The organism is Anaerofustis sp., from assembly GCF_019420015.1.
GTDB lineage: Bacteria > Bacillota > Clostridia > Eubacteriales > Anaerofustaceae > Anaerofustis.
The window spans coordinates 14,587-37,758 of the sequence record NZ_JAHZIA010000045.1 but is presented as its reverse complement, the minus strand read 5'-3'; the positions used below and the strand labels follow the sequence as shown (position 1 = coordinate 37,758).

Below are 23,172 nucleotides of genomic sequence, written 5' to 3'. Positions count from 1 at the left end.
ATTAAAATTATAAAAGATAGAATAAATTATTTATTCTATCTTTTTATATGTAAATTTTACTTCTAAAATGTTTATAAAATGTGTTATAAAAAAAGTGAAAAAAATGTAAGAAAACCCTTGCATTGTAAGGGGTTATAGTGTATTATTAGTAGGCTATGACAGAAGGAAATGCGTTGAAGCGGGAGGTTGCCGTGTGAACGGGTTTTTCCGTGGAGTATGTCACCATCATGAATGGGGCGGCATGCTTGGTGTTTTTGTGCGTTTAACTCACAAGTGGAACACACGGAACAGTGTATCAAGCATGGTCGTACTGTCGAATCATATTTAGGAGGAAGAAAGTATGGCAAATCAAAAAATCAGAATTAAGCTAAAAGCTTATGATCACGCAGTAATTGATAAGTCAGCAGCTAAGATTGTTGATACTGCAAAAAGAACGGGGGCGGAGGTGTCTGGACCAATTCCACTTCCTACACAAAAGGAAGTTGTGACAATTATCAGAGCCGTTCATAAGTATAAGGATTCTAGAGAACAATTTGAAATGAGAACTCACAAAAGAGTTATAGATATCCTTAATCCAACACCGAAAACTGTTGAAGCTCTAATGAAATTAGATTTACCAGCGGGTGTTGATATTGAAATAAAATTATAAAATTATGACTACTTTGTAGTCCGCTAATGGAGGTAAGAAAGAAATGAAAAAAGCTATTATGGCTAAAAAAGTAGGTATGACTCAGGTTTTTAGCGAAACTGGCGAAGTTGTTCCTGTGACTGTATTACAAGCAGGTCCTTGCTATGTATTACAGGTAAAAACAAATGAAAAGGACGGTTATGAAGCTGTACAATTGGGTTACGGTGAAATAAACGAAAAAAATGTCAATAAACCATTAAAAGGGCATTTTGAAAAAGCGGGTGTTAAGCCTGTAAGAAAAATCAAAGAATTTAGATTTGATGATTGTTCTGGTTATGAAGCCGGAAATGAAATCAAAGCTGATGTATTTGAAGCCGGAGATAAGATTGATATTACCGGAGTAAGCAAAGGTAAAGGATTCCAGGGTGCTATTAAGAGACATGGGCAGTCAAGAGGTCCTATGGGGCACGGTAGTAAGTCACACAGAGTAGTAGGTGCTATGAGTGGTGCTTCTTATCCAGGTAGAGTAATGAAAGGTAAAAATATGCCAGGACACATGGGCAGTGAAAAAGTAACTGTACAAAATTTAACTGTTGTTAAAGCTGACAGTGAAAACAACATGCTCCTTGTTAAAGGTGCTGTTCCAGGGTCTAACGGTTCTATCGTAGTGGTTACTGATAGTATCAAGGCTTCTAAATAAAGTACTAGGTAAGGAGGATAGATATGAAAGCAGATGTATTAAACGTAAAAGGCGAAGTTGTCGGAAGTGTAAACTTAAGCAATGATATATTTGAAATAGAGCCTAACATGCCGGTTGTTCATCAATATGTTAAAGCATACCTTGCAAATCAAAGACAAGGAACTCAAAGTGCTAAAACAAGAGCAGAAGTGCGTGGTGGTGGTAAAAAGCCATGGAGACAAAAAGGTACAGGTAGAGCAAGAGTTGGTTCATCAAGAAACCCTGTTTGGACAGGTGGTGGTGTTGCCTTTGCTCCAAAACCAAGAGATTATTCTCAAAGTATTAATAAGAAAATGAGAAGACTTGCTATGAAGTCTGTATTTTCAGCTAAAGCAAGCGATAAAGAATTATTTATTATAGATGAGCTTAAATTTGAAGCTCCAAAAACCAAAGCGGTTGTTGAAATGTTCAACAATTTAAAAATAAACAAGACTTTGGTTGTTATAGATGAAAATGACAAGAATGTTGTTAACTCTGTAAGAAATATTAAAGACGCTAAATGTGCTACTGTAGGTACACTTAACGTATATGAAATGTTAAAATACAACAATTTGGTTTTAACCAAAGATGCATTAAGTAAAATAGAGGAGGTATATAAATAATGAATCCTCATGATATTATTATTAAACCAATCGTAACAGAACAAAGTATGATTGATTCGGCAAATAAAAAATACACATTCAAAGTAATGAAAAATGCAAATAAGTATCAAATTAAAGATGCTGTAGAAGCTATTTTCGATGTTGATGTTAAACAAGTTAATGTTATGAATATGAACGGAAAAGTTAAAAGAATGGGTAGAACACAAGGCAGAAGAGCTAATTGGAAAAAGGCTATTGTTACTTTGACAGAAGCCAGCAAAGAAATTAAGTTCTTTGAGAATATCTAAGGAGGTAATTACTGATGGGTATTAAAAAATATAAACCAACCTCACCAGGTCTTAGAGGTATGACGGTTTCTACTTTCGAAGAAGTAACAAAAACATCTCCGGAAAAGAGACTTGTTGCTAAGAAAACAAAAACTGCCGGAAGAAACAATAACGGTAGAATTACTGTAAGACATCATGGTGGTGGTGCTAAACAAAAATACAGAATCATTGATTTTAAAAGAAACAAAGATGGTATTCCTGCAAAAGTAAATGCTATTGAATACGATCCAAACAGAAGTGCTAATATTGCATTACTATTTTATGCAGACGGTGAAAAAAGATATATAATTGCACCTAATAATTTAAGTGTCGGTGATACAGTTATGTCAGGAAAAGACGCTGATATCAAAGTAGGTAACGCTTTGAACCTTGAAGATATCCCTGTTGGTACAATCGTTCATAATATTGAACTTAAAGCAGGTAAAGGTGCTCAAATGGCAAGAAGTGCCGGAACTTATGTTCAATTAATGGCTAAAGAAGGGAATTATGTAACATTAAGACTTCCTTCAGGAGAAATGAGACTTGTCAGAAAAGAATGTAGAGCTACAATCGGTCAAGTAGGAAATCTTGAGCATGAAATTATAACTATCGGTAAAGCCGGAAGAAAAAGACATATGGGTATAAGACCAACTGTCAGAGGTTCTGTTATGAACCCTAACGACCATCCACACGGTGGTGGGGAAGGTAAGGCTCCAATCGGTAGAAGCGGTCCTGTTACTCCTTGGGGTAAACCAACGCTTGGTTATAAGACTCGTAAGAAAAACAAACATTCTGACAAGTATATTGTAAGAAGAAGAAATGGTAAATAGGAGGTAGGATATGAGTAGATCAACTAAAAAAGGCCCTTACGTGGATGAGAGACTTCTTAAAAGAATAGAAGCAATGAATGAAAGCGGCGAAAAACAAGTATTAAAAACTTGGTCAAGAGACTGCACAATCTTCCCTCAAATGGTAGGACATACTGTTGCAGTTCATGACGGTAGAAAACATGTTCCAATCTTTGTAGTTGAAGATATGGTAGGACATAAATTTGGTGAATTTGCACCAACTAGAACATTTAGAGGCCATGCAGGCGAAAAGAAAACAGGCGTTAGATAGGCTTAATAGGAGGAAAATAAATGGAAGCAAAAGCAACTGCAAAATATTTAAGAGTTTCACCTATTAAGGTAAAAAGAGTTGCTTCTTTGGTAAGAGGTAAAGATTTAGGCGAAGCTATTAATATTTTAAAACTTACAGGTAACAAACCTGCAAGAGAAATAGAAAAAGTGGTAAAATCAGCGGCAGCAAATGCCGAAAACAATCATGATATGGACGTTACAAAGCTATATATCTCTGAAATTAGTGCTAATCAAGGACCTACATTAAAAAGATTTAGAGCTGGTTCGCAAGGTAGAGCGTCTATGATATTAAAAAGAAGCTCACACATTAGTGTAGTTCTTAAAGAAAGAGCATAAGGAGGATGAATATCTAAATGGGTCAAAAAGTAAATCCACATGGTTTAAGAGTTGGCGTAATCAAAGATTGGTCTTCAAGATGGTATGCAAAAGATAAAGACTTCGGAGACTTATTGGTAGAAGATTACAATATAAGAAAATATATAAAAACAACACAATACAATACCGGTATTTCAAGAATCGAAATTGAAAGATTTGGCGAAAAAATCAAAATCTTTATTTATACTGGCAAACCTGGAAAAATTATAGGTAAAGGCGGTTCTGGAATCGAAGCTGTAAGAAAGCAACTTCAAAAAATGACCGGTAAAAACGTTTATATCAACATTATCGAAGTAAAGAATGTTGACTGTGACGCTCAATTGGTTGCGGAAAATATCGCAGGACAACTTGAAAGAAGAATTTCTTTCAGAAGAGCTATGAAACAAGCTATCGGCAGAGCCTTAAGAGGTGGCGCTGAAGGTATTAAAACAAGCGTTTCAGGAAGATTAAACGGTGCTGAAATGGCGAGAACTGAACAATATAGTGATGGAAACGTGCCACTTCAAACATTAAGAGCCGATATTGATTATGGTTTTGCGGAAGCAGATACAACATACGGAAAACTCGGTGTAAAAGTTTGGATAAACAAAGGCGAAGTTCTTCCAACAAAAGGTGAATAATTAGTATTTCAATAAGGAGGATAAATAACAGTTATGTTAATGCCTAAAAGAGTAAAACACAGAAAAGTACATCGTGGCAGAATGACAGGAAAAGCTACGAGAGGAAATAAAGTAACTTACGGCGATTACGGTATTCAGGCTTTAGAACCTGCTTGGATTACTTCTAACCAAATAGAAGCAGCCCGTGTTGCCATGACAAGATATATAAAAAGAGGCGGACAAGTTTGGATTAAAATTTTCCCAGATAAGTCTGTAACAAAAAAACCTGCCGAAACTCGTATGGGTAAAGGTAAAGGTTCTCCAGAATACTGGGTAGCGGTTGTAAAGCCGGGTAGAGTTATGTTTGAACTTGCCGGAGTAGACGAAGAAACTGCAAGAGAAGCTATGAGACTTGCTCAACATAAACTACCAATCAAGACAAAATTTATCACTAAAGCAGAACAAGAAAAAAAATTAGGTGGTGAAGCATAATGAAAGCGCAAGATATAAGAAATATGAGTGAACAAGAATTAAATAACAAGCTTTTATCTTTAAAAGAAGAATTATTCAATCTACGTTTTCAACATGCAACAGGACAGCTTGATAATCCTTTAAAAATTAAGGAAATTAAGAAAGACTATGCTAGAGTGAAAACTGTGCTTAGAGAAAGGGAATTACAAGCTAACGCTTAGTAATTTTAGGTAGGATAATATGGAAAGAGGAAACAGAAAAGTAAGAATTGGTAAAGTTGTTTCAAACAAAGGTGACAAAAGCATTGTTGTTGCGATTGAAACAATGGTAAACCATCCATTATATAAAAAGCGTGTAAAGAAAACAACTAAATTTATGGCACATGACGAACAAAACATGTGTGATGTAGGTGATATTGTTAAGATTATGGAAACAAGACCACTTAGCAAATCAAAACGTCATAGATTAGTTGAAATCGTAGAAAAGGTTAAATAGCCTTTTGGCGTTTTCAAGGAGGTTTAAGAATGATACAACAAGAAAGTAGATTAAAAGTAGCGGATAACAGCGGTGCAAAAGAACTATTATGTATCAGAGTTCTTGGAGGAAGCAAAAAGAAAACTGCAAATATCGGTGACGTTATTGTTGCAAGTGTTAAAAGTGCTGCTCCGGGCGGAATGGTAAAAAAAGGTGACGTTGTAAAAGCTGTTGTCGTTAGAAGTGTAAGCGGTGTTAGAAGACCGGACGGAAGTTATATAAAATTCGATCAAAATGCTGCTGTTATATTAAAAGAAGATAACCAACCAAGAGGAACACGTATTTTCGGACCTGTTGCTAGAGAACTCAGAGAAAAGAAATTCATGAAAATAGTTTCACTAGCACCGGAAGTGTTATAAGGAGGCTTTTATAATGCATGTAAAGAAAGATGATAAAGTAATTGTTATTTCTGGTAAAGATAAAGGAACTATTGGCAAAGTTATAAAAAGCTTTCCAAAAGAAAACAGAGTAATAGTTGAAAATGTTAATGTAAGAAAAAAACATTTGAAAGCAACAAATCAAATGCAACAAGCAGGTATTGTCGAAGAAGCATGTCCTATTGATGCTTCAAACGTTTTACTTTACTGTGATACTTGTAAAAAAGGTGTTAGAGTAGGTGTGAACGTAAATGATGGCAAAAAAGAAAGATACTGCAAAAAATGTAATGCAACTTTTAAATAGTAGGGGGCAGTAATTAATGAGTAGATTAAGAGAAAAATATAAAGCTGAAGTTATAAATGCACTTACTGAAAAGTTCGGATATAAAAATGTAATGCAAGTACCAAAACTTGAAAAAATCGTTGTTAACATGAGATTTGGGGATTGTAAAGACAACTCTAAACAAATGGAAGCAGCTGCAAACGAACTTGCTTTAATCACAGGACAAAAACCTGTTATGATAAAAGCTAAAAAATCAGTATCTAACTTCAAATTAAGAGAAGGAATGATGATTGGTGCAAAGGTAACACTTAGAGGAGAAAGAATGTATGAATTTGCTGACAGACTTCTAAATGTTGCAATACCAAGAATCAGAGACTTCAGAGGGGTTAACCCTAAGAGTTTTGACGGAAGAGGAAATTATTCTTTAGGTATTAAAGAACAGCTTATCTTCCCTGAAATTGATTATGATAAGATTGAAAAATTAAGAGGAATGGATATTGCATTCGTTTCTTCGGCAAATACAGATGAAGAAGGCTATGAATTACTTAAGTTAATGGGTATGCCTTTCAAAGAAGCATAGGAGGATAAGTTATGGCTAAAAAAGCAATGGTAGAAAAACAAAAAAGGACACCAAAGTATTCAACAAGAGCATATACAAGATGTAAAATATGCGGAAGACCTCATGCTTACCTAAGAAAATATGGTATTTGTAGAATATGTTTTAGAGAACTTGCTTACAAAGGTGAAATACCTGGCGTAAAAAAGGCAAGTTGGTAGAAATAATATAAGAAAAGTAATTAAGGAGGTTTTCTAATATGTCTATGACAGATCCAATTGCGGATATGCTAACTAGAATTAGAAATGCAAATAACGCAGGACACAAAGATGTAATGATCCCTGCTTCTAATATCAAAAAAGCAATTGCCAATATTTTATTAGAAGAAGGTTATATAAAGAAAGTAGATTTTATAGAAGATAATAAACAAGGCATGATTAAAGTTACTTTAAAATACGGTAAAGACGGTAGTAAAGTAATTGCAGGTCTTAAAAGAATTTCTAAACCGGGACTTAGAATTTATGCTTCAAATGAAGAATTACCTAAAGTTTTAAATGGTTTGGGAGTAGCAATCATATCAACTTCGAAAGGCGTTATGACTGATAAATTGGCCAGAAAAAATAACGTTGGCGGCGAAGTAATATGCTATGTATGGTAATAGAAAATAGGAGGAAGAAATAGATTATGTCTAGAGTAGGAAACGCACCTGTTAATTTACCAGCCGGAGTTGATGTAAAAGTTAACGACAACGTAGTTGTTGTAAAAGGACCAAAAGGTGAATTAACACAAGAGATAGATAAAGATATTATTATTGAAATCAATGATAATGTTTTGGAAGTAAAAAGACCTAGTGATGACAAGAGACATCGTTCTCTTCACGGTTTGTCAAGAGCTTTAATTCAAAATATGGTAACGGGTGTTACTGAAGGATTTGAAAAGAAACTTGAAATTGTAGGTGTTGGTTACAGAGCACAAAAACACGGCAAAAATTTAGTATTGAGTCTTGGATATTCACATCCTGTTGAAATGGAAGATCCTGAGGGCATCGAAACTGTTGTTGAAGGTCAAAATACAGTTATTGTTAAAGGTATTGATAAACAAGTTGTAGGCGCATATGCAGCTAACATCAGAGCAAAAAGAAGTCCTGAACCTTACAAGGGTAAAGGTGTTAGATATGCTGATGAACATGTAAGAATTAAAGAAGGAAAATCAGGTAAATAGGAGGGGTGTATAAGATGATATCAAAAGTTAATAAAAATGAAATCAGAAAGAAAAGACATCTTAGAGTAAGAAATAAGATTAGCGGCACTCCTGAAAGACCAAGACTAAATGTTTTTAGAAGCAATAAGCAAATATATGCTCAGCTTATTGATGATGTAAACGGAGTAACTCTTGCAGCTGCTTCAAGCTTAGATGCTACAATCAAAGAAGAATGTGCAAAATTACCTAAACTTGAGGCTGCGACATTGGTTGGCAAAGAGATTGCCAAAAATGCCAAAGAAAAAGACATTAACGGATGTGTTTTTGACAGAGGCGGTTACGTATACGTAGGTAGAGTTAAAGCTCTAGCTGACGGCGCAAGAGAAGCTGGACTTGAATTTTAAGGAGGCTAAAGGGAAGAATGAATAAAAATTTTAATCCTGAAGAATTAGATTTAAAAGAAAAAGTTGTTGCCATAAACAGAGTAACAAAAGTTGTTAAAGGTGGTAGAAATTTCCGTTTTAGTACTCTTGTAGTAGTAGGAGATGAAAATGGACACGTAGGTGTAGGCCTTGGTAAAGCCATTGAAATTCCTGAAGCTATCAGAAAAGGTATTGAAGATGCCAAAAAGAATATGGTAGAAGTTTCTTTGGTTGGTACTACAATCCCTCATGAAACAATCGGTAGATTTGGTGCCGGAAGAGTTTTAATGAAACCGGCAGCAAAAGGTACAGGAGTTATCGCCGGTGGTCCTGCCCGTGCAGTAATCGAACTTGCCGGTATTAAAGATATTAGAACAAAATCTCTTGGATCAAACAATGCGAGCAATATGGTAAAAGCCACATTAGCAGGTTTATCTGGATTAGTAACTGTAGAAGAAGTTGCTGAAAAAAGAGGTAAGACTGTAGAAGAAATCTTAGGATAAGGAGCGTGAGTGAATTGGCTAAAGAAAAACAATTAAAAATTACGCTTAAAAAGAGCTTAATAGGAAGAAACGATAGACAAAAGAAGAGTATCGAAGCATTAGGACTAAGAAAAATCGGTCAAAGTGTTATAAAACAAGATAATCCTCAAATGAGAGGTATCTGTCAAAAAATGGACTTCATGTTAGACGTTGAAGAAATATAATAGGGGGTTAGCAAATAATGAGATTACACGAGCTAAAACCTGCTGAAGGTTCAACAAGAAAGACAATCAGAAAAGGTAGAGGTACTGCTACAGGCAGAGGTAAAACTGCGGGCAGAGGTCAAGACGGACAAAAATCACGTTCAGGCGGCGGTGTTAGACCTGGCTTTGAAGGTGGACAAATGCCTCTTACAAGAAGAGTTCCTAAAAGAGGGTTCTCTAACTATCCTTTCAGAAAAGAGTTTGCTATCGTTAATCTTGACAGATTAAATGAAATCGAAAAAGATAGCGTAGTAACAAATGATCTTTTAAAAGAACTAGGTATGGTTAAAAATAAATATGAATATGTTAAAGTTTTAGGAGATGGAGAAATCACCGTTCCTTTAACTGTAAAAGTTGATAAAGTAAGTAAATCAGCTAAGGAAAAAATTGAAGCAGCAGGCGGGAAAGTAGAGGTATTGTAAAATGCTTACAACTATCAAAAATGCCTGGAATATTCCGGAACTCAGAAAAAGAATTTTGTTTACACTTGCAATGTTATGTATATTCAGACTTGGCGGCTTTATAGCCGTTCCATTTATTGATACTGCTGCTGTGGAGACAATGGTAAATAACAATTCAATGTTCGGATTACTTAATATAATATCTGGTAATAACTTTAGAACATTTTCTATTTTCGCTATGTCAATAACGCCTTATATCAATGCATCTATTATATTGCAATTATTGACAATAGCTATTCCGGCGTTAGAGAGACTTTCTCATCAAGGCGAAGAAGGAAGAAAAAAAATTGCTTCTTACACGAGATATTTGACTGTTGTTTTAGCATTAATTCAAGCTTTGGGAATCGCCTTTAGTTTTAAACAAATTTTAACTAATAATTCCGGTTTTGCGATGGTAATCGTAGCACTTACTATCACAGCAGGAACTACATTCCTAATGTGGCTTGGAGAAAATATAACTGAACATGGTATCGGTAATGGTATATCAATACTTATTTTTGCCGGTATACTTGCAAACATCCCATCTGCACTTGCTTATTTATATGAACAAGTGACATCAGGATCAATTACAGGAGTATTACTTATTATATTCTTAATTTTTGCGGTATTGGTAGTAGCAGGGGTTGTTGAAATAAATCAAGGTGTTAGAAAGATCCCTGTTCAATATGCAAAAAGAGTTGTTGGTAGAAAGATGTATGGCGGACAAAATACACATATACCTTTGAAAATAAACCAATCAGGTGTAATGCCTATTATTTTCGCAAGTGTAATAACGATGTTCCCATCTACTCTTGCATCATTTTTCCCTAATTGGGGATTTTCAGCATGGCTTAGCAAAGCTTTGGCATGGGGAGGAACCGCTTCTACCATACTTTATATAGTATTAATAGTATTCTTTACTTATTTTTATACTATTGTTACTTTTAATCCTGAAGATGTTGCAAAGAATTTGAAACAATATGGTGGATTTATTCCTGGTATAAGACCCGGACATTCTACTATTATTTATTTAAAAAGAACATTAAACAGACTTATGGTTGCAGGAAGTGTATTTCTTGTAGTTATAGCTGTACTTCCAATTATTGTAGGTAATGTTATGAATCTTAGTTTACAATTCGGTGGTACAAGTTTGCTTATCGTTGTGGGTGTTGCTCTTGATACTGTAAATCAATTAGAACAACAAATGATTATGCGAAACTATAAAGGTTTCTTAAAATAGTAGGTGATATAAAAATGAAATTAGTACTTTTAGGCCCTCCCGGAGCGGGAAAGGGTACTCAAGCCAGTAAAATAGTGGATAAATATAACGTAGTTCATATTTCGACAGGAGATATTTTTAGAAAAAACCTAAGTGAAAATACACCTCTAGGTCAAAAAGCAAAAGAATATATGGACAAAGGTTTGTTGGTTCCTGATGATGTAACGGTAGAAATGGTTGAAGACAGATTGTCTTGGCCTGATATTTCAGGTAGCTATATGTTGGATGGTTTTCCAAGAACCATTTCTCAAGCTGAATCTTTAGATGAAATTTTGAAAAAAAGTAATGAGAAGTTAGACTTAGCCCTTTGTATAGAAGCAGATTATTCACTACTTACAAAGAGAATTACCGGCAGAAGAATGTGTAAATGCGGTGAAACTTATCATGTTGAATTTCATCCGCCAAAAGTAGATGGCATTTGTGATAAATGTGGCGGGGAATTATATCAAAGAGATGACGATAAAGAAGATACTGTAGTTAAAAGATTAAAAGAATATGAAGAAAAAACACAACCTCTTGTAGATTATTACAAGAAACAAGATATTTTAAAAACTGTAAATGGATCAAGAACAGTCGATGAAGTATTTACAGATATTTCAAACATTCTTGATGAGTGTAAATAATGATTATACTTAAGTCAGATCATGAAATATCTTTAATGAGAGAAGCCGGTAGAATTACAGCAAAGGCTCATGATGCCGTAAAAAGATATATTAAACCTGGTATGAGCACTCTTGAATTAGATAAGATAGTTGAAGATGTTATCTTATCTAATAATGCTATACCAACATTTAAAGGATATATGGATTATCCAAGAAATATATGTGCATCGGTTAATAATGAAGTTGTACACGGAATTCCAAGCAAAGATGTTATCATTAAAGATGGAGACATAGTTAGTGTTGATATCGGAGCAACTTATGAAGGTTATGTTGGGGATCAAGCAAAAACTTTCATGGTAGGCAATGTATCTGAAGAAGCAAAAAAACTTGTAGAAGTGACAAGACAAAGCTTTTATGAAGGATTGAAATTCGTAAAAGAAGGATACAGAATAAGTGATGTATCAAGAGCTATTCAAGATTATGCCGAAAGTTATGGATTTAGTTTGGTCAGAGATTATACAGGTCATGGAGTAGGACAAAATATGCATGAAGATCCTGCGGTTCCTAATTATGTAGGAATGAGAAAAGGTCCGAGACTTCAAAAAGGAATGACTATTGCAATAGAGCCGATGGTTAATGAAGGCACATACGATGTTCATGTGTTGGATAACGGATGGACAGTCGTTACCGATGACGGAAAGCTTTCTGCTCATTATGAGCATTCTGTGGCCGTTACCGACGGTGAGCCTATTATTTTAACATTGTTGTAGGTGTGGATATGGCGGATTATAATATCGGAGATGTTGTATTATCGAAAGCCGGAAGGGATAAAGGTTCATATCTTGTTATAATAGGATTTAAAGATAATGACAAAGTTTTTTTGGTTGACGGTAAACTTAGAAAAGTAGAAAATCCAAAATTAAAAAAAATTAAGCATATTTCTAAAATAAATGCTGAAAGTACACTTATTTGTGATAAAATAAAATGTAATGAAAAAATACCCAATGCTCTTGTTAGAAAAGAAATTGATAAAATAAAAGAAGAAATTTAGGAGGATGTGTTTTAGTGAGTAAAAGTGATTATGTGGAAGCAGAAGGAATTGTTCTTGAAGCAATGCCTAATACGACTTTCAAAGTTCAGTTGGATAACGGACATGAAATTACAGCACATATATCTGGAAAATTGAGAATGAACTACATTAAAATATTACCGGGAGATAAAGTAATTTTAGAAATTTCTCCATATGATTTAACCAGAGGAAGAATCATTTGGAGAGAAAAGGGAAGATAAAATTACTAAAGTAGGAGGATAAAATTATGAAAGTAAGACCTAGCGTAAAGCCTATTTGCGAAAAATGCAAAGTTATTAAACGTAAAGGCAAAGTAATGGTAATTTGTGAAAATCCTAAACACAAACAAAAACAAGGTTAATAAATTCGATATAAAGTATTTTGTCGCGGCTGATATTTATCTGGCAAGATCTTTTATATATATAATTAAATAAACAAAAGTAATCATTAAAGTGAAAAAAATCATACGGAGGTGCAATTAATGGCGAGAATAGCCGGCGTGGATTTACCTAAAGATAAAAGAGTAGAAATAGGTTTAACTTATATCTACGGAATTGGTCAAGCTACTTCAAACAAGCTTTTAGCTAAAGCCGGAATAAATCCGGATACAAGAGTTAAAGATTTAAGCGAAGATGAAGTAAACAAACTTCGTTCATTAATAGACGAAGAAGTTACTGTTGAAGGGGACTTAAGAAGAGAAGTTTCACTTAACATTAAAAGACTAATGGAAATCGGTACTTACAGAGGACTTAGACATCGTAGAGGCTTACCTGTTAGAGGTCAAAAAAGCAAGACTAATGCTAGAACAAGAAAAGGCCCTAAGAAAACTGTTAGTAGAAAAAAATAAATAGATAGATAGATTATTATTCTCACAAACTAAGGAGGATTTAGAATTGGCTGCAAAGAAAGTAGTTAGAAGAGGAAAGAAAAAAGTTAAGAAAAATATTGAAAAAGGACAAGCGCATATCCGCTCTACTTTTAACAATACAATAGTTACTTTAACTGACGTTGCAGGTAATGCTTTGGCATGGTCAAGTGCCGGAGAGTTAGGCTTCAAAGGTTCAAGAAAAAGCACTCCATACGCTGCACAAAGTGCTGCTACAGAAGCTGCTAAAAGAGCTATGGAGCATGGTTTGAAAACCGTTGATGTATTTGTAAAGGGACCAGGTTCTGGAAGAGAAGCTGCTATCAGAGCACTTCAAGCTGCAGGACTTAACGTTATTTCAATCAAAGACGTTACACCAATCCCACATAATGGTTGCAGACCACCAAAACGTAGAAGAGTTTAATTTAAAATATATAATATAAACAATTAAGATAATATTTAATTGGAGGTAAATAATTAATGGCAAGATACACTGACGCATCATGTAGACTTTGTAGAAGAGAAAATGAAAAACTTTTCTTAAAAGGTTCTAGATGTTACTCAGATAAATGTGCTTTTAACAGAAGACCGCAAGCTCCAGGACAACACGGAAGCAAGGGCTCAAAAATGAGCGAATACGGTGTTCAATTAAGAGAAAAACAAAAAGTAAAAAGAATTTATGGTGTTTTAGAAAAACAATTTAGATTATATTTTGATAAAGCTGAAAGAAGACCTGGTGCAGCTGGTGAAAACTTAATTTCACTATTAGAATCTCGTTTGGATAATGTTGTTTACAGAATGGGATTTGCTTCATCTAGAAAAGAAGCAAGACAATTGGTTAGACATAATCATTTTACTGTTGATGGTAAAAAAGTAAATATTCCATCTTACAGTGTTAAAGAAGGTCAAGTTATTAAAGTAAAAGATGCTTCAAGAAAATCAAGCAAATTTAAAGAAATCGCAGAAATGAATGAAACTAGAGTTCCGGCAGCATATACACAAGTCGATATGGAAAAAATGGAAGGTAAGATGATTGCCGTTCCAACAAAAGCAGATATCGAAATTCCTATTGAAGACCATCTAATTGTCGAATTATATTCTAAATAAGATTATAAGTTTAAGATATTATTGGTTAGATTTATGGAATTGGGAGGTTTTATTATATGTTAGAATTTCAAAAACCTAATATTGAAATTGCGGAAATTAGTGCAGATAGAACTTATGGAAAATTTGTTGTAGAACCCCTTGAAAGAGGATATGGTACTACTATAGGTAATTCTCTTAGAAGAATTATGTTATCATCTCTTCCCGGAGCTGCTGTAACTAATATTAAAATTGAAAATGTATTGCATGAATTTGCAACGATTGACGGTGTTGCGGAAGATGTACTACAAATTATATTAAATTTAAAAGACCTATCTGTAAAATTACATTCCGATGGACCTGTGGATGTTCATATACATGCCGAAGGTGAAGGTAATGTGACGGCAGGTGATATTATCTGCGACAGTGACGTTGAAATTGTTAATCCTGATTTGCATATTGCATCACTTATGAACGATGCCGTACTTGATATGACAATTACATTGGATAATGGTACGGGATATGTGCCAAGTGAAAAGAACAAAAAAGAAGATATGCCTATAGGTACTCTTCCTGTTGACAGTATTTTTACACCGGTAAAAAAAGCTAATTTTACGGTTGAGAATACAAGAGTAGGAAATGTTACAGATTATGACAGACTTAATATTGAGGTTTGGACAGACGGAACAATTTCTCCTGAAGAAGCAGTTTCACTTGCTGCAAAAGTAATTAATGACCATCTTCAATTATTCATAGATATGAATGCTAACTTACCGAATGCTAGTTTAATGGTTGAAAGAGAAGAAAACGAAAAAGAAAAAGTTCTTGAAATGAGTATTGATGAACTTGAACTTTCTGTTCGTTCAAGCAACTGTTTGAAAAGAACCAGCATAAATACGGTTGAAGAATTAATTTCAAGAAGTGAAGAAGATATGTCTAAAGTTAGAAATCTCGGTAAGAAATCTTTAAATGAAATTAAAAAGAAACTTGCCGAAATCGGTTTATCTTTTAGACAAGGCGATGAATAGTAAACACACTAATAAAGGAGGTTTATAAATGGCAGGATATAGAAAACTAGGTAAAGCAAGCGATAAAAGAAAAGCTATGCTTAGAGGTTTAGTAACTGATACACTTAGATATGAAAGAATAAACACTACTCTATTTCGTGCGAAAGAAGCAAGAAAAATAGTTGATAAAATGATTACTCTTGGAAAACGCGGCGATTTACATGCCAGAAGACAGGCTCTTGCTTATATTTATGACAAGCGTGTAGTAGATAAATTATTCAATGAAATTGCACCTAAATACGAAAACAGAGACGGTGGATATACAAGAATTTACAAACTTGGCGCCAGACGTGGTGACGGAGCTGAAACAGCAATTTTAGAGTTAGTAAGTGAATAATCTAAATAAATAATATATTACAAAGGGACAGTGTTGACTACTGTTCCTTTAGCTCTATATATAAGAGATATTATAAATAAATATTTTGATATTTAAATTTATATTTTAAGTAAATGTATATTTATAATATTTACATACGAGAGAGATTTAATATGGATAAAATGATAGAAATAAAAAACTTAAACTATTCTTATACAGACAATGAAGGAAACGTAACTGTTGAAGCATTAAAAAATGTTTCACTCGAGATTAATAAAGGAGATTTTGTTGGTATTATAGGGCGCAATGGATCCGGAAAATCAACCCTTGCAAAGCTTTTAAACGGTATCCTTATTCCTCATGAGGGAGAAATTATAATAGACGGGATGAACACAAAGGATACAGATAAAATTTGGGAGATAAGGCAAAAGGCGGGGATGATATTTCAAAATCCCGATAATCAAATGGTAGCAACTATAGTAGAAGAAGATGTTGCCTTTGGACCTGAAAATTTGGGTATAGATCCGAAAGAGATAAGAAATAGAGTGGATAATTCTCTTTTAAGTGTGCAAATGAGTGAATTTAAAGATAAAAAACCCCATGAGTTATCGGGTGGGCAAAAACAAAGAATCGCCATTGCCGGTATACTTGCTATGGAGCCGGAGTGTATTATTTTGGATGAACCTACTGCAATGCTTGATCCAAAGGGAAGAATAGAAGTTATTAATACGATAAAGGAATTAAATAAAAAGGGTACTACCGTAATATTGATTACTCATTATATGGAAGAAGTTGTGGATGCGGATAAAGTTTTTATTCTAGACAGAGGCGAAAAGGTTTTTGAAGGTACTCCAAGAGAAGTTTTTTCAAAGGGGGATAAATTAAAAGAATTAATGCTTGAGCCGCCTTATGCAACAAAAATAGCTTTTGAGCTTAAGAAAAAGGGTAAAATAAGTAATGATAAAATTCTTACTTTAGATGAATTAGTGGAGGAAATATGTCAGTAAAGGTTATTGATTTGTGCCATACTTATTCTGAGAACAGTATATTTGAATTTAAAGCATTAAAAAATATTAACTTTGAAGTAAAAAACGGAGAGTTAGTTGGGATTATAGGGCATACAGGCAGTGGAAAATCAACATTGATTCAACATATCAACAGGTTATTAACACCGACATCGGGAGAAATTTACTTGGATGAGTTGAATATCAATCAAAAAGGTATATTGATGAAAGATATTTGTTCCAAAGTTGGATTGGTATTTCAATATCCGGAGTATCAGCTTTTTGAGGAGACGATATATAAAGATATTGCCTTCGGTCCAAAAAATATTGGTATGGATGATATTGACGGTACAGTGAGAAAAGCAATGGAGATGGTAGGTTTAGATTTTGAGACATATAAGGATAAGTCTCCTTTTGAACTTTCAGGAGGACAAAAACGAAGAGTTGCCATTGCCGGAGTTATCGCTATGGATCCCGATATATTGATTCTTGATGAGCCTGCCAGCGGTTTGGATCCTGTTGGAAGAAAAGAAATACTTGATAATATATATAAGCTTCATAAAGACAATAATCTTACAACGTTTTTGGTTTCTCACTCAATGACGGATGTTTGTGAATATGCAAGTAAGATTATGGTATTTTCCGGAGGAGAGCTTAAGTTGTTCGATACTCCAAAAAATGTTTTCAATCAGGATAAATTACTTAAAGAGATTGGTTTAAGTATACCTGAGGGTAAAGAATTAATATTAAAACTTAAAGAAAAAGGTCTTGAAGTAAATACCGAATTGTTTACTTTTGATGATGTAGTTAAAGAAATAGAGAAAATAATTTAAGGAAATAATGAAAGTATGTTAAATGATATTACTATAGGTCAATATTATCCTACCGGTTCTGTAATACATAATCTAGATCCGAGGACAAAAATTTTTGTTACTTTTATATATATGATTTTTTTGTTTTTGGTTAAGTCTTTTATTGGATTTTTAGGTATGTTTATTTTGCTTATGATACCTGTCATGATATCGAAAGTTCCTGTTAATTATTTAATAAGAGGGCTTAAAGGTTTAATTTTGATAATATTGTTTACCGTTTGTCTAAATATGTTTATGACTCCGGGGAACATTTTATATCAAATAGGATTTTTAAAAATAACGGATAAGGGACTTCATAATGCAATTTTAATGGCAGTAAGGCTTATATTGTTGGTAACCGGAACTTCTTTGCTGACATTGGTTACTTCTCCGATAGCACTTACCGATGGCATGGAGATGTTGATGAAAAGGGTACCTTTTATAAAAAGATATGCTCATGAACTTTCTATGATGATGAGCATAGCGCTTAGATTTATTCCTACTTTAATGGAAGAGACGAGCAGAATTATAAATGCTCAAAAATCAAGAGGGGCCGATTTCGAAAGTGGCAATGTTATAAAAAGAGCAAAAGCCTTTATTCCTGTTCTTATCCCTCTTTTTCTATCGGCATTTCAACGAGCTGAAGATTTAGCTCTTGCAATGGAAGCAAGATGCTACAGAGGCGGTACTGACAGAACGAGAATGAAAGAGCTTCGATATACAAAATCGGACACCTACGCATATGCATATGGCATATTTATGGTTATATTCGTTATAGTGACAAATATTTTGTATATTAAGGGGATCTTATAATGAGGAATATTCTTCTTACAATAGAGTATGACGGTAGTGCATATGTCGGTTGGCAGATGCAAAACAACGGTATAAGTGTAGAGGGTAAGGTAAAAAATGCTATAGAAAAATTGGTAAAAGAAGATATAAAATTATTCGGAAGCGGTAGAACAGACAGCGGAGTTCATGCTCTTGGACAAGCCGCAAGCTTTTATACAAATTCAAATATTGATATTAAGAAGATACCATATGGAATAAACTCTTTTCTTCCCAGAGATATAAGAGTAATAGATGCCAAGGAAAAAGATTCTGACTTTCATGCCAGATACAGTGCAAAGGGAAAAGAATATATATATGTTATATATAACCGAAGTATAATGAATCCTTTATTTAAAAACAGAGCCACCCACGTTTTTTATAAACTCGATATTGAAAAAATGCAAAGAGCAAGCAAAGATTTGGTCGGGGTTCATGATTTTGCAGGATTTATGGGAAGCGGAAGCAATGTAAAAAGCACTGTCAGAGAGATTTACAGTGTTGACATTATTAAAAAAAATGATCTGATTATTTTTAAAATAAGAGGTAACGGTTTTTTATATAATATGGTCAGAATTATCGTTGCTTCTTTAATCGACATCGGCAGGGGACGTTTTGAAGAAAATCGAATAAAAGAGATTCTTACAAGTAAGAACAGAGATATGGCAAATGTTACGGCTCCGGCTGAAGGACTTTATTTAAGCAAAGTTTTTTACTAAAATTGGCTTATAATGCGAAAAAAATGTTGACATAAAAGGGAAAATAATCTAAAATATATAAGCTAGCTATTTTATGTGTATCGTTAGCCCCGTGCACTTGATATAGCAAATGATTAAATAAAAATATTATACGTATTGTGGAGGTTTAACGAAATGTTAACAAAGTCAACTGGTATTGCTAAACCCCAACAAATTGATAAAAAATGGTATGTAGTAGATGCTGAAGGCAAAACACTTGGTAGACTATGCAGTGAAGTTGCCAAAGTATTAACAGGTAAAAATAAACCATATTACACACCTAATATTGATACTGGGGATTATGTAATCGTAATTAATGCAGAAAAAATTCATCTTACTGGAAATAAATTATTAGATAAAAAATATTACAGACATACAGGATATCCAGGTGGAAGAAAAGAAGTAGCTTACAAAGATTTAATTGCTAATAAACCTGAGTTTGTAATCGAAAAAGCAGTTAAAGGAATGCTTCCAAAAAATAAACTTGGAAGAGCACAATTAAAGAAATTAAAAGTATACGCAGGAAGTGAACATGAACATGCAGCACAAAAACCTGAAGTACTTAATATAAAGTAGGAGGGAATAGATGGCAGAGCAAGTTATGGCTACAGGCAGAAGAAAAAATTCTGTTGCAAGAGTAGTGTTAAAACAAGGTAATGGTAAAATAACTATCAACGGCAGAGATATTGAAGAATACTTTGGCGGTAATGATACACTTAAATTAATCGCAAGACAATCATTGGTATTGACTAACAACTCAGATAAATTTGATATCAGCGTTAATGTATACGGTGGTGGTATATCTGGTCAAGCCGGAGCAATAAGACACGGTATTTCAAGAGCTTTAGTTGCTGAAAATCCTGATCTTAGAAAAGAAGTAAAGAAAGCAGGATTTTTAACTAGAGATTCAAGAATGAAAGAAAGAAAGAAATATGGTCTTAAGAAAGCTAGAAAAGCTCCACAATTCTCAAAAAGATAGTATATTATATATATTCAAGACAAAGCGTTTTGCTTTGTCTTTTTTATATCATTATAAAAAGCTACCTTGAATTAACTATGTTTTTTTGTTATCATTTTAAAGATAAATATTTATTTTTTAGTATATTTTAATTAATAAAATTAACTAGGTTTAACGGAGATAAGTAATTTGGAAAAAATAGCTGTGCTTGGTCCAAAAGGAACATTCAGTGATAATGCGGCAACTGAATACATAAATAAAAATAATAAACATTTGCAAAAAATATATTACAACACCATAGACGATACCTTTCACAGCATAGGTAAAGATTGTGATTTGGGTATAATTCCGGTAGAAAATACGCTCGACGGATTTGTTCAAAGAACACTGGACCTCTTACTTGAAATGGATATACATATAAATTGTGAAATAAGTGTACCTGTTCAATTTGCTTTAATAGGTAATGTAGAGGATGTAAAAGACATAAAAAGACTGTATGTGCAATTTAAAGCAAACGGACAATGCAGGACTTTTATCGATTCTTTAAGCAATGTTATGGTTGTGGGTACGAATAGCAATATGGAATCTTTTAATGTTGTGGAGAGTGGAAGTGCAGGGGATGCTGCAATAATTCCTTGTCATATGGTTGAGCATTCAAAGGCTAAGTTAAAAATTCATAATGTCACCGATTCAGCTAATAATTTTACACGTTTTATTGTCGTAGAAAAGGGTAATTATGTTCAAAATATAGAAAATGGCAAATTATTAAAAGTTTCACTTTATATCATGCCTCAAGAAGACAGACCGGGGATACTGTATGATATATTGAAAGAATTTTCGGTTAATAAGATTAATATGGTTGCGATTATGTCAAGACCCACGAAAGTTGACATGGGAAAATACAATTTTTATATTGAGTTAAGCGGAGAATATAAACAAAAAGAAACTATTTTATCTGTATTGTCGGAAATTAATAAAAACTACGGTTTAAAAATATTGGGATTTTATAATATATGTGATTAATTGCAAGTTGTGCATTATATGGATTTATCGTTTTGTATTTGATTTTGTAAGTATTCTGAAGTAAATAAATTCAGTGTTATATATGCCAGGCAGCTTATTAATTGCGTATAATATTATATAATTATATAGGAAAAAAATAAAAGAAACAGTTGTTGTTTCTTTTATTTAGATAATATTAAATTTTATAGGGGATTTGGATGAATATTGAAAAAGTAATGAAAGAAATGTCGTTACATAGTGAAAATATAGATATTACATCGGCTATGGAACGATTTTCTTATAATATGGATTTATATATAAAGTTTTTATTTAAAATACCTTTTGATGAAAATTTTACAAACGGAATAAGAGCTTATGAACAGGGCGATTTTGCTGCGGTTGAATTTGCTATCCATACATTAAAAGGCATAAGCGGTAATCTCTCTTTAACGAGGTTGTTTGCTATTTGCAATGATATAGTATTAAAGTGCAGAAATAAAGATTATTGTTTGGATGATGATATATTAAAGTTGGAAGAAGAATATAAAAACGTATTAAGCATTATTAATTTATGTAAAAAAATGCAATAATTTTTATTAAAATCAAAAATGTACATTAGGATAAAGTTTTTGTGTTTCAGTTGATTTATATATGGTAATATATATGCCATTTATTTTAACGAATTATGTTTTATTGAATATAATAGATAGATGTCATAATTTGACATTAAAATATAATTTATAGCAAGTATTCAAGCAGGAGGAATATTAATGAAATTTGCAAATAGAATGAATATGTTTTCAGAAGGGATTTTTTCTAAGCTTGCTAATTTAAAGGCGGATAAAATAAAAGAAGGTATGCATGTTGTCGATTTAAGTGTCGGTGCTCCGAATATACCGCCGGCGAAGCATATCATAGATGCTTTGATTAATCAGGCTTCAGATTTGGACAGCTATTTGTATCCTTTAAATGATAAAGAAGAATTAAAGCAAGCTGTTGCATTATGGTATAAAAGAAGGTATGATGTTGAAATTGATCCGGAAAGTGAAGTTATATCTTTACTTGGTTCTCAGGAAGGACTTGCTCATATAGCACTATCTATAATAGATCCCGGTGATGTTGTGCTTGTTCCTGATCCTTGTTATCCTGTATTTGCAGACGGACCAAAACTTGCCGGCGGAGAGGTATACTATATGCCTCAAAGAGAAGAAAACAACTATATTATAGATTTGAATAAGGTTCCGGAAAATATCAGAGAAAAAGCAAAATTGATGATAGTGTCTTATCCCAATAATCCGACGACAGCAGTTGCACCGGATAGCTTTTATAGAGAATTAATCGACTTTGCAAAAAAATATGATATCATAGTTCTTCATGATAATGCTTACAGCGAACTTGTGTTTGACGGTAAGAAATGCGGAAGTTTTTTGCGTTTTGAAGGTGCAAAAGATGTCGGAGTAGAGTTTAATTCTCTTTCTAAAACTTACGGTCTTGCAGGGGCAAGAGTTGGCTTTTGCATAGGCAACAAAGATGTGGTAAGAAATTTGTCGACATTAAAATCAAACATGGATTACGGTATGTTTTTACCCATTCAAAAAGCAGCTGTTGCCGCTATTACTTCAGATCAATCTTGTGTGAATATAACTAAAAAAGCTTATGAAAACAGAAGAAATATTCTTTGTGACGGATTAAGCGAGATAGGCTGGAATATACCAAGATGCGCTGCAACAATGTTTGTATGGGCGAAAATTCCTGACAAATATTTGTCTTCCGAAAGGTTCTGTTTTGATCTTTTGGATAAAACCGGTGTTTTGGTTACTCCCGGAAGTGCGTTTGGTCCTTCGGGTGAAGGTTATGTTAGAATGGCACTTGTGCAAGATGAGGAAGAAATAAAAAAAGCAATTTTAAATATTGATAAAAGTGGGATTTTAAAGTAATAAAAATTTATTTTGGAGGTATAATTCTGATATTATACCTCTTTATTTATTCTATGGGTTTTATTAAATAATTAATGTATATAAATAATATCAAATCACCGTAAAAATGATATGTAAAATAATAAAAAGAATAAGGAAAAATTTTCTCTTTATTGTAAT

At 33.4% G+C, this 23,172-nt stretch carries 41 protein-coding genes; all 41 read left to right on the top strand.

Going from position 1 to position 23,172, the window contains the following annotated elements:
• The first annotated feature begins 340 nt into the window (after positions 1-340).
• Positions 341-649, top strand: a complete 309-nt coding sequence (rpsJ, locus tag QZ357_RS07925) for a 30S ribosomal protein S10 (protein ID WP_290776035.1) — start codon at positions 341-343, stop codon at positions 647-649.
• 43 nt (positions 650-692) lie between these two features.
• The gene (rplC, locus tag QZ357_RS07920) at positions 693-1,328 is read left to right on the top strand and encodes a 50S ribosomal protein L3 (RefSeq protein WP_290776033.1); all 636 of its coding nucleotides are present in this window, start codon (positions 693-695) and stop codon (positions 1,326-1,328) included.
• A 23-nt stretch (positions 1,329-1,351) separates the two neighbouring features.
• Complete coding sequence (rplD, locus tag QZ357_RS07915; RefSeq protein ID WP_290776031.1) at positions 1,352-1,969, top strand: 50S ribosomal protein L4; 618 nt, start codon at positions 1,352-1,354, stop codon at positions 1,967-1,969.
• Positions 1,969-2,256 carry a 50S ribosomal protein L23 gene (gene rplW, locus QZ357_RS07910; RefSeq protein ID WP_366934143.1) on the top strand — a complete coding sequence of 96 codons (288 nt, stop codon included), beginning with the start codon at positions 1,969-1,971 and terminating at the stop codon, positions 2,254-2,256. The genes rplD and rplW overlap by 1 nt, the downstream gene beginning before the upstream one ends.
• A 14-nt stretch (positions 2,257-2,270) precedes the next feature.
• Complete coding sequence (gene rplB, locus QZ357_RS07905; RefSeq protein WP_290776029.1) at positions 2,271-3,104, top strand: 50S ribosomal protein L2; 834 nt, start codon at positions 2,271-2,273, stop codon at positions 3,102-3,104.
• Positions 3,105-3,114: 10 nt separating this feature from the next.
• Positions 3,115-3,393 carry a 30S ribosomal protein S19 gene (gene rpsS / locus QZ357_RS07900; protein ID WP_290776027.1) on the top strand — a complete coding sequence of 93 codons (279 nt, stop codon included), beginning with the start codon at positions 3,115-3,117 and terminating at the stop codon, positions 3,391-3,393.
• A 20-nt stretch (positions 3,394-3,413) separates the two neighbouring features.
• Positions 3,414-3,749: a 50S ribosomal protein L22 gene (gene rplV / locus QZ357_RS07895; RefSeq protein ID WP_138268597.1), complete on the top strand. Its 336-nt coding sequence runs from the start codon at positions 3,414-3,416 to the stop codon at positions 3,747-3,749.
• Between the two features lie 17 nt (positions 3,750-3,766).
• Positions 3,767-4,408, top strand: a complete 642-nt coding sequence (rpsC, locus tag QZ357_RS07890) for a 30S ribosomal protein S3 (RefSeq protein ID WP_290776024.1) — start codon at positions 3,767-3,769, stop codon at positions 4,406-4,408.
• A 33-nt stretch (positions 4,409-4,441) separates the two neighbouring features.
• On the top strand, positions 4,442-4,879 hold the full coding sequence (gene rplP / locus QZ357_RS07885; RefSeq protein ID WP_290776022.1) for a 50S ribosomal protein L16: 438 nt from the start codon (positions 4,442-4,444) through the stop codon (positions 4,877-4,879).
• Positions 4,879-5,079 (top strand): 50S ribosomal protein L29, encoded by a 201-nt coding sequence (gene rpmC, locus QZ357_RS07880; protein ID WP_290776020.1) that lies wholly within the window; start codon positions 4,879-4,881, stop codon positions 5,077-5,079. Before rplP ends, rpmC begins: the two co-directional genes overlap by 1 nt.
• A 19-nt stretch (positions 5,080-5,098) precedes the next feature.
• Complete coding sequence (gene rpsQ, locus QZ357_RS07875) at positions 5,099-5,353, top strand: 30S ribosomal protein S17 (protein WP_007050812.1); 255 nt, start codon at positions 5,099-5,101, stop codon at positions 5,351-5,353.
• A gap of 29 nt (positions 5,354-5,382) precedes the next feature.
• Complete coding sequence (rplN, locus tag QZ357_RS07870) at positions 5,383-5,751, top strand: 50S ribosomal protein L14 (protein WP_290776018.1); 369 nt, start codon at positions 5,383-5,385, stop codon at positions 5,749-5,751.
• A 13-nt stretch (positions 5,752-5,764) separates the two neighbouring features.
• Positions 5,765-6,073, top strand: coding sequence for a 50S ribosomal protein L24 (gene rplX, locus QZ357_RS07865; RefSeq protein WP_290776015.1), 309 nt, complete (start codon positions 5,765-5,767; stop codon positions 6,071-6,073).
• 16 nt (positions 6,074-6,089) lie between these two features.
• Positions 6,090-6,632 (top strand): 50S ribosomal protein L5, encoded by a 543-nt coding sequence (gene rplE / locus QZ357_RS07860; RefSeq protein WP_290776013.1) that lies wholly within the window; start codon positions 6,090-6,092, stop codon positions 6,630-6,632.
• An 11-nt stretch (positions 6,633-6,643) separates the two neighbouring features.
• Positions 6,644-6,829: a type Z 30S ribosomal protein S14 gene (locus tag QZ357_RS07855; RefSeq protein WP_007050816.1), complete on the top strand. Its 186-nt coding sequence runs from the start codon at positions 6,644-6,646 to the stop codon at positions 6,827-6,829.
• A 38-nt stretch (positions 6,830-6,867) separates the two neighbouring features.
• Positions 6,868-7,266, top strand: coding sequence for a 30S ribosomal protein S8 (gene rpsH / locus QZ357_RS07850; protein ID WP_290776009.1), 399 nt, complete (start codon positions 6,868-6,870; stop codon positions 7,264-7,266).
• A gap of 26 nt (positions 7,267-7,292) precedes the next feature.
• Positions 7,293-7,829 carry a 50S ribosomal protein L6 gene (gene rplF, locus QZ357_RS07845; protein ID WP_290776006.1) on the top strand — a complete coding sequence of 179 codons (537 nt, stop codon included), beginning with the start codon at positions 7,293-7,295 and terminating at the stop codon, positions 7,827-7,829.
• A 14-nt stretch (positions 7,830-7,843) separates the two neighbouring features.
• Positions 7,844-8,212: a 50S ribosomal protein L18 gene (gene rplR, locus QZ357_RS07840; RefSeq protein ID WP_366934142.1), complete on the top strand. Its 369-nt coding sequence runs from the start codon at positions 7,844-7,846 to the stop codon at positions 8,210-8,212.
• Positions 8,213-8,229: 17 nt separating this feature from the next.
• Positions 8,230-8,733, top strand: coding sequence for a 30S ribosomal protein S5 (gene rpsE / locus QZ357_RS07835; RefSeq protein WP_290776002.1), 504 nt, complete (start codon positions 8,230-8,232; stop codon positions 8,731-8,733).
• 5 nt (positions 8,734-8,738) lie between these two features.
• Positions 8,739-8,936, top strand: a complete 198-nt coding sequence (rpmD, locus tag QZ357_RS07830) for a 50S ribosomal protein L30 (protein WP_290776000.1) — start codon at positions 8,739-8,741, stop codon at positions 8,934-8,936.
• Between the two features lie 17 nt (positions 8,937-8,953).
• Entirely contained in the window at positions 8,954-9,397 is a 444-nt protein-coding gene (gene rplO, locus QZ357_RS07825; protein ID WP_290775998.1) for a 50S ribosomal protein L15, read from the top strand.
• Between the two features lies 1 nt (position 9,398).
• Positions 9,399-10,655, top strand: coding sequence for a preprotein translocase subunit SecY (gene secY / locus QZ357_RS07820; RefSeq protein WP_290775996.1), 1,257 nt, complete (start codon positions 9,399-9,401; stop codon positions 10,653-10,655).
• A 14-nt stretch (positions 10,656-10,669) separates the two neighbouring features.
• A complete protein-coding gene (locus tag QZ357_RS07815; protein ID WP_290775994.1) occupies positions 10,670-11,317 on the top strand; it encodes an adenylate kinase in 648 nt (215 codons plus the stop codon).
• Positions 11,317-12,066, top strand: a complete 750-nt coding sequence (gene map / locus QZ357_RS07810) for a type I methionyl aminopeptidase (RefSeq protein ID WP_290775992.1) — start codon at positions 11,317-11,319, stop codon at positions 12,064-12,066. Before QZ357_RS07815 ends, map begins: the two co-directional genes overlap by 1 nt.
• Positions 12,067-12,074: 8 nt before the next feature.
• The gene (locus QZ357_RS07805) at positions 12,075-12,347 is read left to right on the top strand and encodes a KOW domain-containing RNA-binding protein (RefSeq protein WP_290775990.1); all 273 of its coding nucleotides are present in this window, start codon (positions 12,075-12,077) and stop codon (positions 12,345-12,347) included.
• 14 nt (positions 12,348-12,361) lie between these two features.
• A complete protein-coding gene (gene infA, locus QZ357_RS07800; protein ID WP_290775988.1) occupies positions 12,362-12,586 on the top strand; it encodes a translation initiation factor IF-1 in 225 nt (74 codons plus the stop codon).
• A 26-nt stretch (positions 12,587-12,612) separates the two neighbouring features.
• Positions 12,613-12,726, top strand: coding sequence for a 50S ribosomal protein L36 (rpmJ, locus tag QZ357_RS07795; RefSeq protein ID WP_002509257.1), 114 nt, complete (start codon positions 12,613-12,615; stop codon positions 12,724-12,726).
• Positions 12,727-12,846: 120 nt separating this feature from the next.
• The gene (rpsM, locus tag QZ357_RS07790) at positions 12,847-13,212 is read left to right on the top strand and encodes a 30S ribosomal protein S13 (protein WP_290774258.1); all 366 of its coding nucleotides are present in this window, start codon (positions 12,847-12,849) and stop codon (positions 13,210-13,212) included.
• A gap of 46 nt (positions 13,213-13,258) precedes the next feature.
• Positions 13,259-13,654: a 30S ribosomal protein S11 gene (gene rpsK / locus QZ357_RS07785; RefSeq protein WP_290774256.1), complete on the top strand. Its 396-nt coding sequence runs from the start codon at positions 13,259-13,261 to the stop codon at positions 13,652-13,654.
• A 56-nt stretch (positions 13,655-13,710) separates the two neighbouring features.
• A complete protein-coding gene (rpsD, locus tag QZ357_RS07780) occupies positions 13,711-14,337 on the top strand; it encodes a 30S ribosomal protein S4 (RefSeq protein WP_290774254.1) in 627 nt (208 codons plus the stop codon).
• A gap of 56 nt (positions 14,338-14,393) precedes the next feature.
• Positions 14,394-15,341 carry a DNA-directed RNA polymerase subunit alpha gene (locus QZ357_RS07775; protein ID WP_290774253.1) on the top strand — a complete coding sequence of 316 codons (948 nt, stop codon included), beginning with the start codon at positions 14,394-14,396 and terminating at the stop codon, positions 15,339-15,341.
• 28 nt (positions 15,342-15,369) lie between these two features.
• Positions 15,370-15,717: a 50S ribosomal protein L17 gene (gene rplQ, locus QZ357_RS07770; protein ID WP_290774250.1), complete on the top strand. Its 348-nt coding sequence runs from the start codon at positions 15,370-15,372 to the stop codon at positions 15,715-15,717.
• A gap of 152 nt (positions 15,718-15,869) precedes the next feature.
• The gene (locus QZ357_RS07765; protein ID WP_290774248.1) at positions 15,870-16,703 is read left to right on the top strand and encodes an energy-coupling factor transporter ATPase; all 834 of its coding nucleotides are present in this window, start codon (positions 15,870-15,872) and stop codon (positions 16,701-16,703) included.
• On the top strand, positions 16,694-17,533 hold the full coding sequence (locus tag QZ357_RS07760) for an energy-coupling factor transporter ATPase (protein WP_290774246.1): 840 nt from the start codon (positions 16,694-16,696) through the stop codon (positions 17,531-17,533). The genes QZ357_RS07765 and QZ357_RS07760 overlap by 10 nt, the downstream gene beginning before the upstream one ends.
• 15 nt (positions 17,534-17,548) lie before the next feature.
• Positions 17,549-18,364 carry an energy-coupling factor transporter transmembrane protein EcfT gene (locus QZ357_RS07755; protein ID WP_290774243.1) on the top strand — a complete coding sequence of 272 codons (816 nt, stop codon included), beginning with the start codon at positions 17,549-17,551 and terminating at the stop codon, positions 18,362-18,364.
• Positions 18,364-19,098, top strand: a complete 735-nt coding sequence (gene truA, locus QZ357_RS07750) for a tRNA pseudouridine(38-40) synthase TruA (protein WP_290774241.1) — start codon at positions 18,364-18,366, stop codon at positions 19,096-19,098. Before QZ357_RS07755 ends, truA begins: the two co-directional genes overlap by 1 nt.
• A 153-nt stretch (positions 19,099-19,251) precedes the next feature.
• Entirely contained in the window at positions 19,252-19,692 is a 441-nt protein-coding gene (gene rplM, locus QZ357_RS07745; protein WP_290774238.1) for a 50S ribosomal protein L13, read from the top strand.
• 10 nt (positions 19,693-19,702) lie between these two features.
• Positions 19,703-20,095, top strand: a complete 393-nt coding sequence (gene rpsI / locus QZ357_RS07740; protein WP_290774236.1) for a 30S ribosomal protein S9 — start codon at positions 19,703-19,705, stop codon at positions 20,093-20,095.
• Between the two features lie 168 nt (positions 20,096-20,263).
• Positions 20,264-21,097 carry a prephenate dehydratase domain-containing protein gene (locus QZ357_RS07735; protein ID WP_290774233.1) on the top strand — a complete coding sequence of 278 codons (834 nt, stop codon included), beginning with the start codon at positions 20,264-20,266 and terminating at the stop codon, positions 21,095-21,097.
• Between the two features lie 197 nt (positions 21,098-21,294).
• Positions 21,295-21,666, top strand: a complete 372-nt coding sequence (locus tag QZ357_RS07730; RefSeq protein ID WP_290774231.1) for an Hpt domain-containing protein — start codon at positions 21,295-21,297, stop codon at positions 21,664-21,666.
• Between the two features lie 180 nt (positions 21,667-21,846).
• The gene (locus QZ357_RS07725; protein ID WP_290774228.1) at positions 21,847-23,013 is read left to right on the top strand and encodes an aminotransferase class I/II-fold pyridoxal phosphate-dependent enzyme; all 1,167 of its coding nucleotides are present in this window, start codon (positions 21,847-21,849) and stop codon (positions 23,011-23,013) included.
• The last annotated feature ends 159 nt before the right edge of the window (positions 23,014-23,172 follow it).

Excerpts from the sequence above, each read along its gene's own strand:
- secY (WP_290775996.1), top strand. The coding sequence starts at position 9,399 with ATGCTTACAACTATCAAAAATGCCTGGAATATTCCGGAACTCAGAAAA.
- QZ357_RS07725 (WP_290774228.1), top strand. The coding sequence starts at position 21,847 with ATGAAATTTGCAAATAGAATGAATATGTTTTCAGAAGGGATTTTTTCT.
- rpmJ (WP_002509257.1), top strand. The coding sequence starts at position 12,613 with ATGAAAGTAAGACCTAGCGTAAAGCCTATTTGCGAAAAATGCAAAGTT.
- rplW (WP_366934143.1), top strand. The coding sequence starts at position 1,969 with ATGAATCCTCATGATATTATTATTAAACCAATCGTAACAGAACAAAGT.
- rpsM (WP_290774258.1), top strand. The coding sequence starts at position 12,847 with ATGGCGAGAATAGCCGGCGTGGATTTACCTAAAGATAAAAGAGTAGAA.
- QZ357_RS07755 (WP_290774243.1), top strand. The coding sequence starts at position 17,549 with ATGTTAAATGATATTACTATAGGTCAATATTATCCTACCGGTTCTGTA.
- rpsJ (WP_290776035.1), top strand. The coding sequence starts at position 341 with ATGGCAAATCAAAAAATCAGAATTAAGCTAAAAGCTTATGATCACGCA.
- rpsC (WP_290776024.1), top strand. The coding sequence starts at position 3,767 with ATGGGTCAAAAAGTAAATCCACATGGTTTAAGAGTTGGCGTAATCAAA.
- QZ357_RS07815 (WP_290775994.1), top strand. The coding sequence starts at position 10,670 with ATGAAATTAGTACTTTTAGGCCCTCCCGGAGCGGGAAAGGGTACTCAA.
- rplX (WP_290776015.1), top strand. The coding sequence starts at position 5,765 with ATGCATGTAAAGAAAGATGATAAAGTAATTGTTATTTCTGGTAAAGAT.
- rpsS (WP_290776027.1), top strand. The coding sequence starts at position 3,115 with ATGAGTAGATCAACTAAAAAAGGCCCTTACGTGGATGAGAGACTTCTT.
- QZ357_RS07855 (WP_007050816.1), top strand. The coding sequence starts at position 6,644 with ATGGCTAAAAAAGCAATGGTAGAAAAACAAAAAAGGACACCAAAGTAT.
- rplD (WP_290776031.1), top strand. The coding sequence starts at position 1,352 with ATGAAAGCAGATGTATTAAACGTAAAAGGCGAAGTTGTCGGAAGTGTA.
- QZ357_RS07775 (WP_290774253.1), top strand. The coding sequence starts at position 14,394 with ATGTTAGAATTTCAAAAACCTAATATTGAAATTGCGGAAATTAGTGCA.
- truA (WP_290774241.1), top strand. The coding sequence starts at position 18,364 with ATGAGGAATATTCTTCTTACAATAGAGTATGACGGTAGTGCATATGTC.
- rplR (WP_366934142.1), top strand. The coding sequence starts at position 7,844 with ATGATATCAAAAGTTAATAAAAATGAAATCAGAAAGAAAAGACATCTT.
- rplQ (WP_290774250.1), top strand. The coding sequence starts at position 15,370 with ATGGCAGGATATAGAAAACTAGGTAAAGCAAGCGATAAAAGAAAAGCT.
- rpsQ (WP_007050812.1), top strand. The coding sequence starts at position 5,099 with ATGGAAAGAGGAAACAGAAAAGTAAGAATTGGTAAAGTTGTTTCAAAC.
- rpsD (WP_290774254.1), top strand. The coding sequence starts at position 13,711 with ATGGCAAGATACACTGACGCATCATGTAGACTTTGTAGAAGAGAAAAT.
- rplB (WP_290776029.1), top strand. The coding sequence starts at position 2,271 with ATGGGTATTAAAAAATATAAACCAACCTCACCAGGTCTTAGAGGTATG.
- QZ357_RS07760 (WP_290774246.1), top strand. The coding sequence starts at position 16,694 with ATGTCAGTAAAGGTTATTGATTTGTGCCATACTTATTCTGAGAACAGT.
- rplF (WP_290776006.1), top strand. The coding sequence starts at position 7,293 with ATGTCTAGAGTAGGAAACGCACCTGTTAATTTACCAGCCGGAGTTGAT.
- rplN (WP_290776018.1), top strand. The coding sequence starts at position 5,383 with ATGATACAACAAGAAAGTAGATTAAAAGTAGCGGATAACAGCGGTGCA.
- rplP (WP_290776022.1), top strand. The coding sequence starts at position 4,442 with ATGTTAATGCCTAAAAGAGTAAAACACAGAAAAGTACATCGTGGCAGA.
- rplE (WP_290776013.1), top strand. The coding sequence starts at position 6,090 with ATGAGTAGATTAAGAGAAAAATATAAAGCTGAAGTTATAAATGCACTT.
- QZ357_RS07765 (WP_290774248.1), top strand. The coding sequence starts at position 15,870 with ATGGATAAAATGATAGAAATAAAAAACTTAAACTATTCTTATACAGAC.
- QZ357_RS07805 (WP_290775990.1), top strand. The coding sequence starts at position 12,075 with ATGGCGGATTATAATATCGGAGATGTTGTATTATCGAAAGCCGGAAGG.
- rplO (WP_290775998.1), top strand. The coding sequence starts at position 8,954 with ATGAGATTACACGAGCTAAAACCTGCTGAAGGTTCAACAAGAAAGACA.
- map (WP_290775992.1), top strand. The coding sequence starts at position 11,317 with ATGATTATACTTAAGTCAGATCATGAAATATCTTTAATGAGAGAAGCC.
- rplV (WP_138268597.1), top strand. The coding sequence starts at position 3,414 with ATGGAAGCAAAAGCAACTGCAAAATATTTAAGAGTTTCACCTATTAAG.
- rplM (WP_290774238.1), top strand. The coding sequence starts at position 19,252 with ATGTTAACAAAGTCAACTGGTATTGCTAAACCCCAACAAATTGATAAA.
- QZ357_RS07730 (WP_290774231.1), top strand. The coding sequence starts at position 21,295 with ATGAATATTGAAAAAGTAATGAAAGAAATGTCGTTACATAGTGAAAAT.
- rpsH (WP_290776009.1), top strand. The coding sequence starts at position 6,868 with ATGTCTATGACAGATCCAATTGCGGATATGCTAACTAGAATTAGAAAT.
- rpsI (WP_290774236.1), top strand. The coding sequence starts at position 19,703 with ATGGCAGAGCAAGTTATGGCTACAGGCAGAAGAAAAAATTCTGTTGCA.
- rpsE (WP_290776002.1), top strand. The coding sequence starts at position 8,230 with ATGAATAAAAATTTTAATCCTGAAGAATTAGATTTAAAAGAAAAAGTT.
- rplC (WP_290776033.1), top strand. The coding sequence starts at position 693 with ATGAAAAAAGCTATTATGGCTAAAAAAGTAGGTATGACTCAGGTTTTT.
- rpmC (WP_290776020.1), top strand. The coding sequence starts at position 4,879 with ATGAAAGCGCAAGATATAAGAAATATGAGTGAACAAGAATTAAATAAC.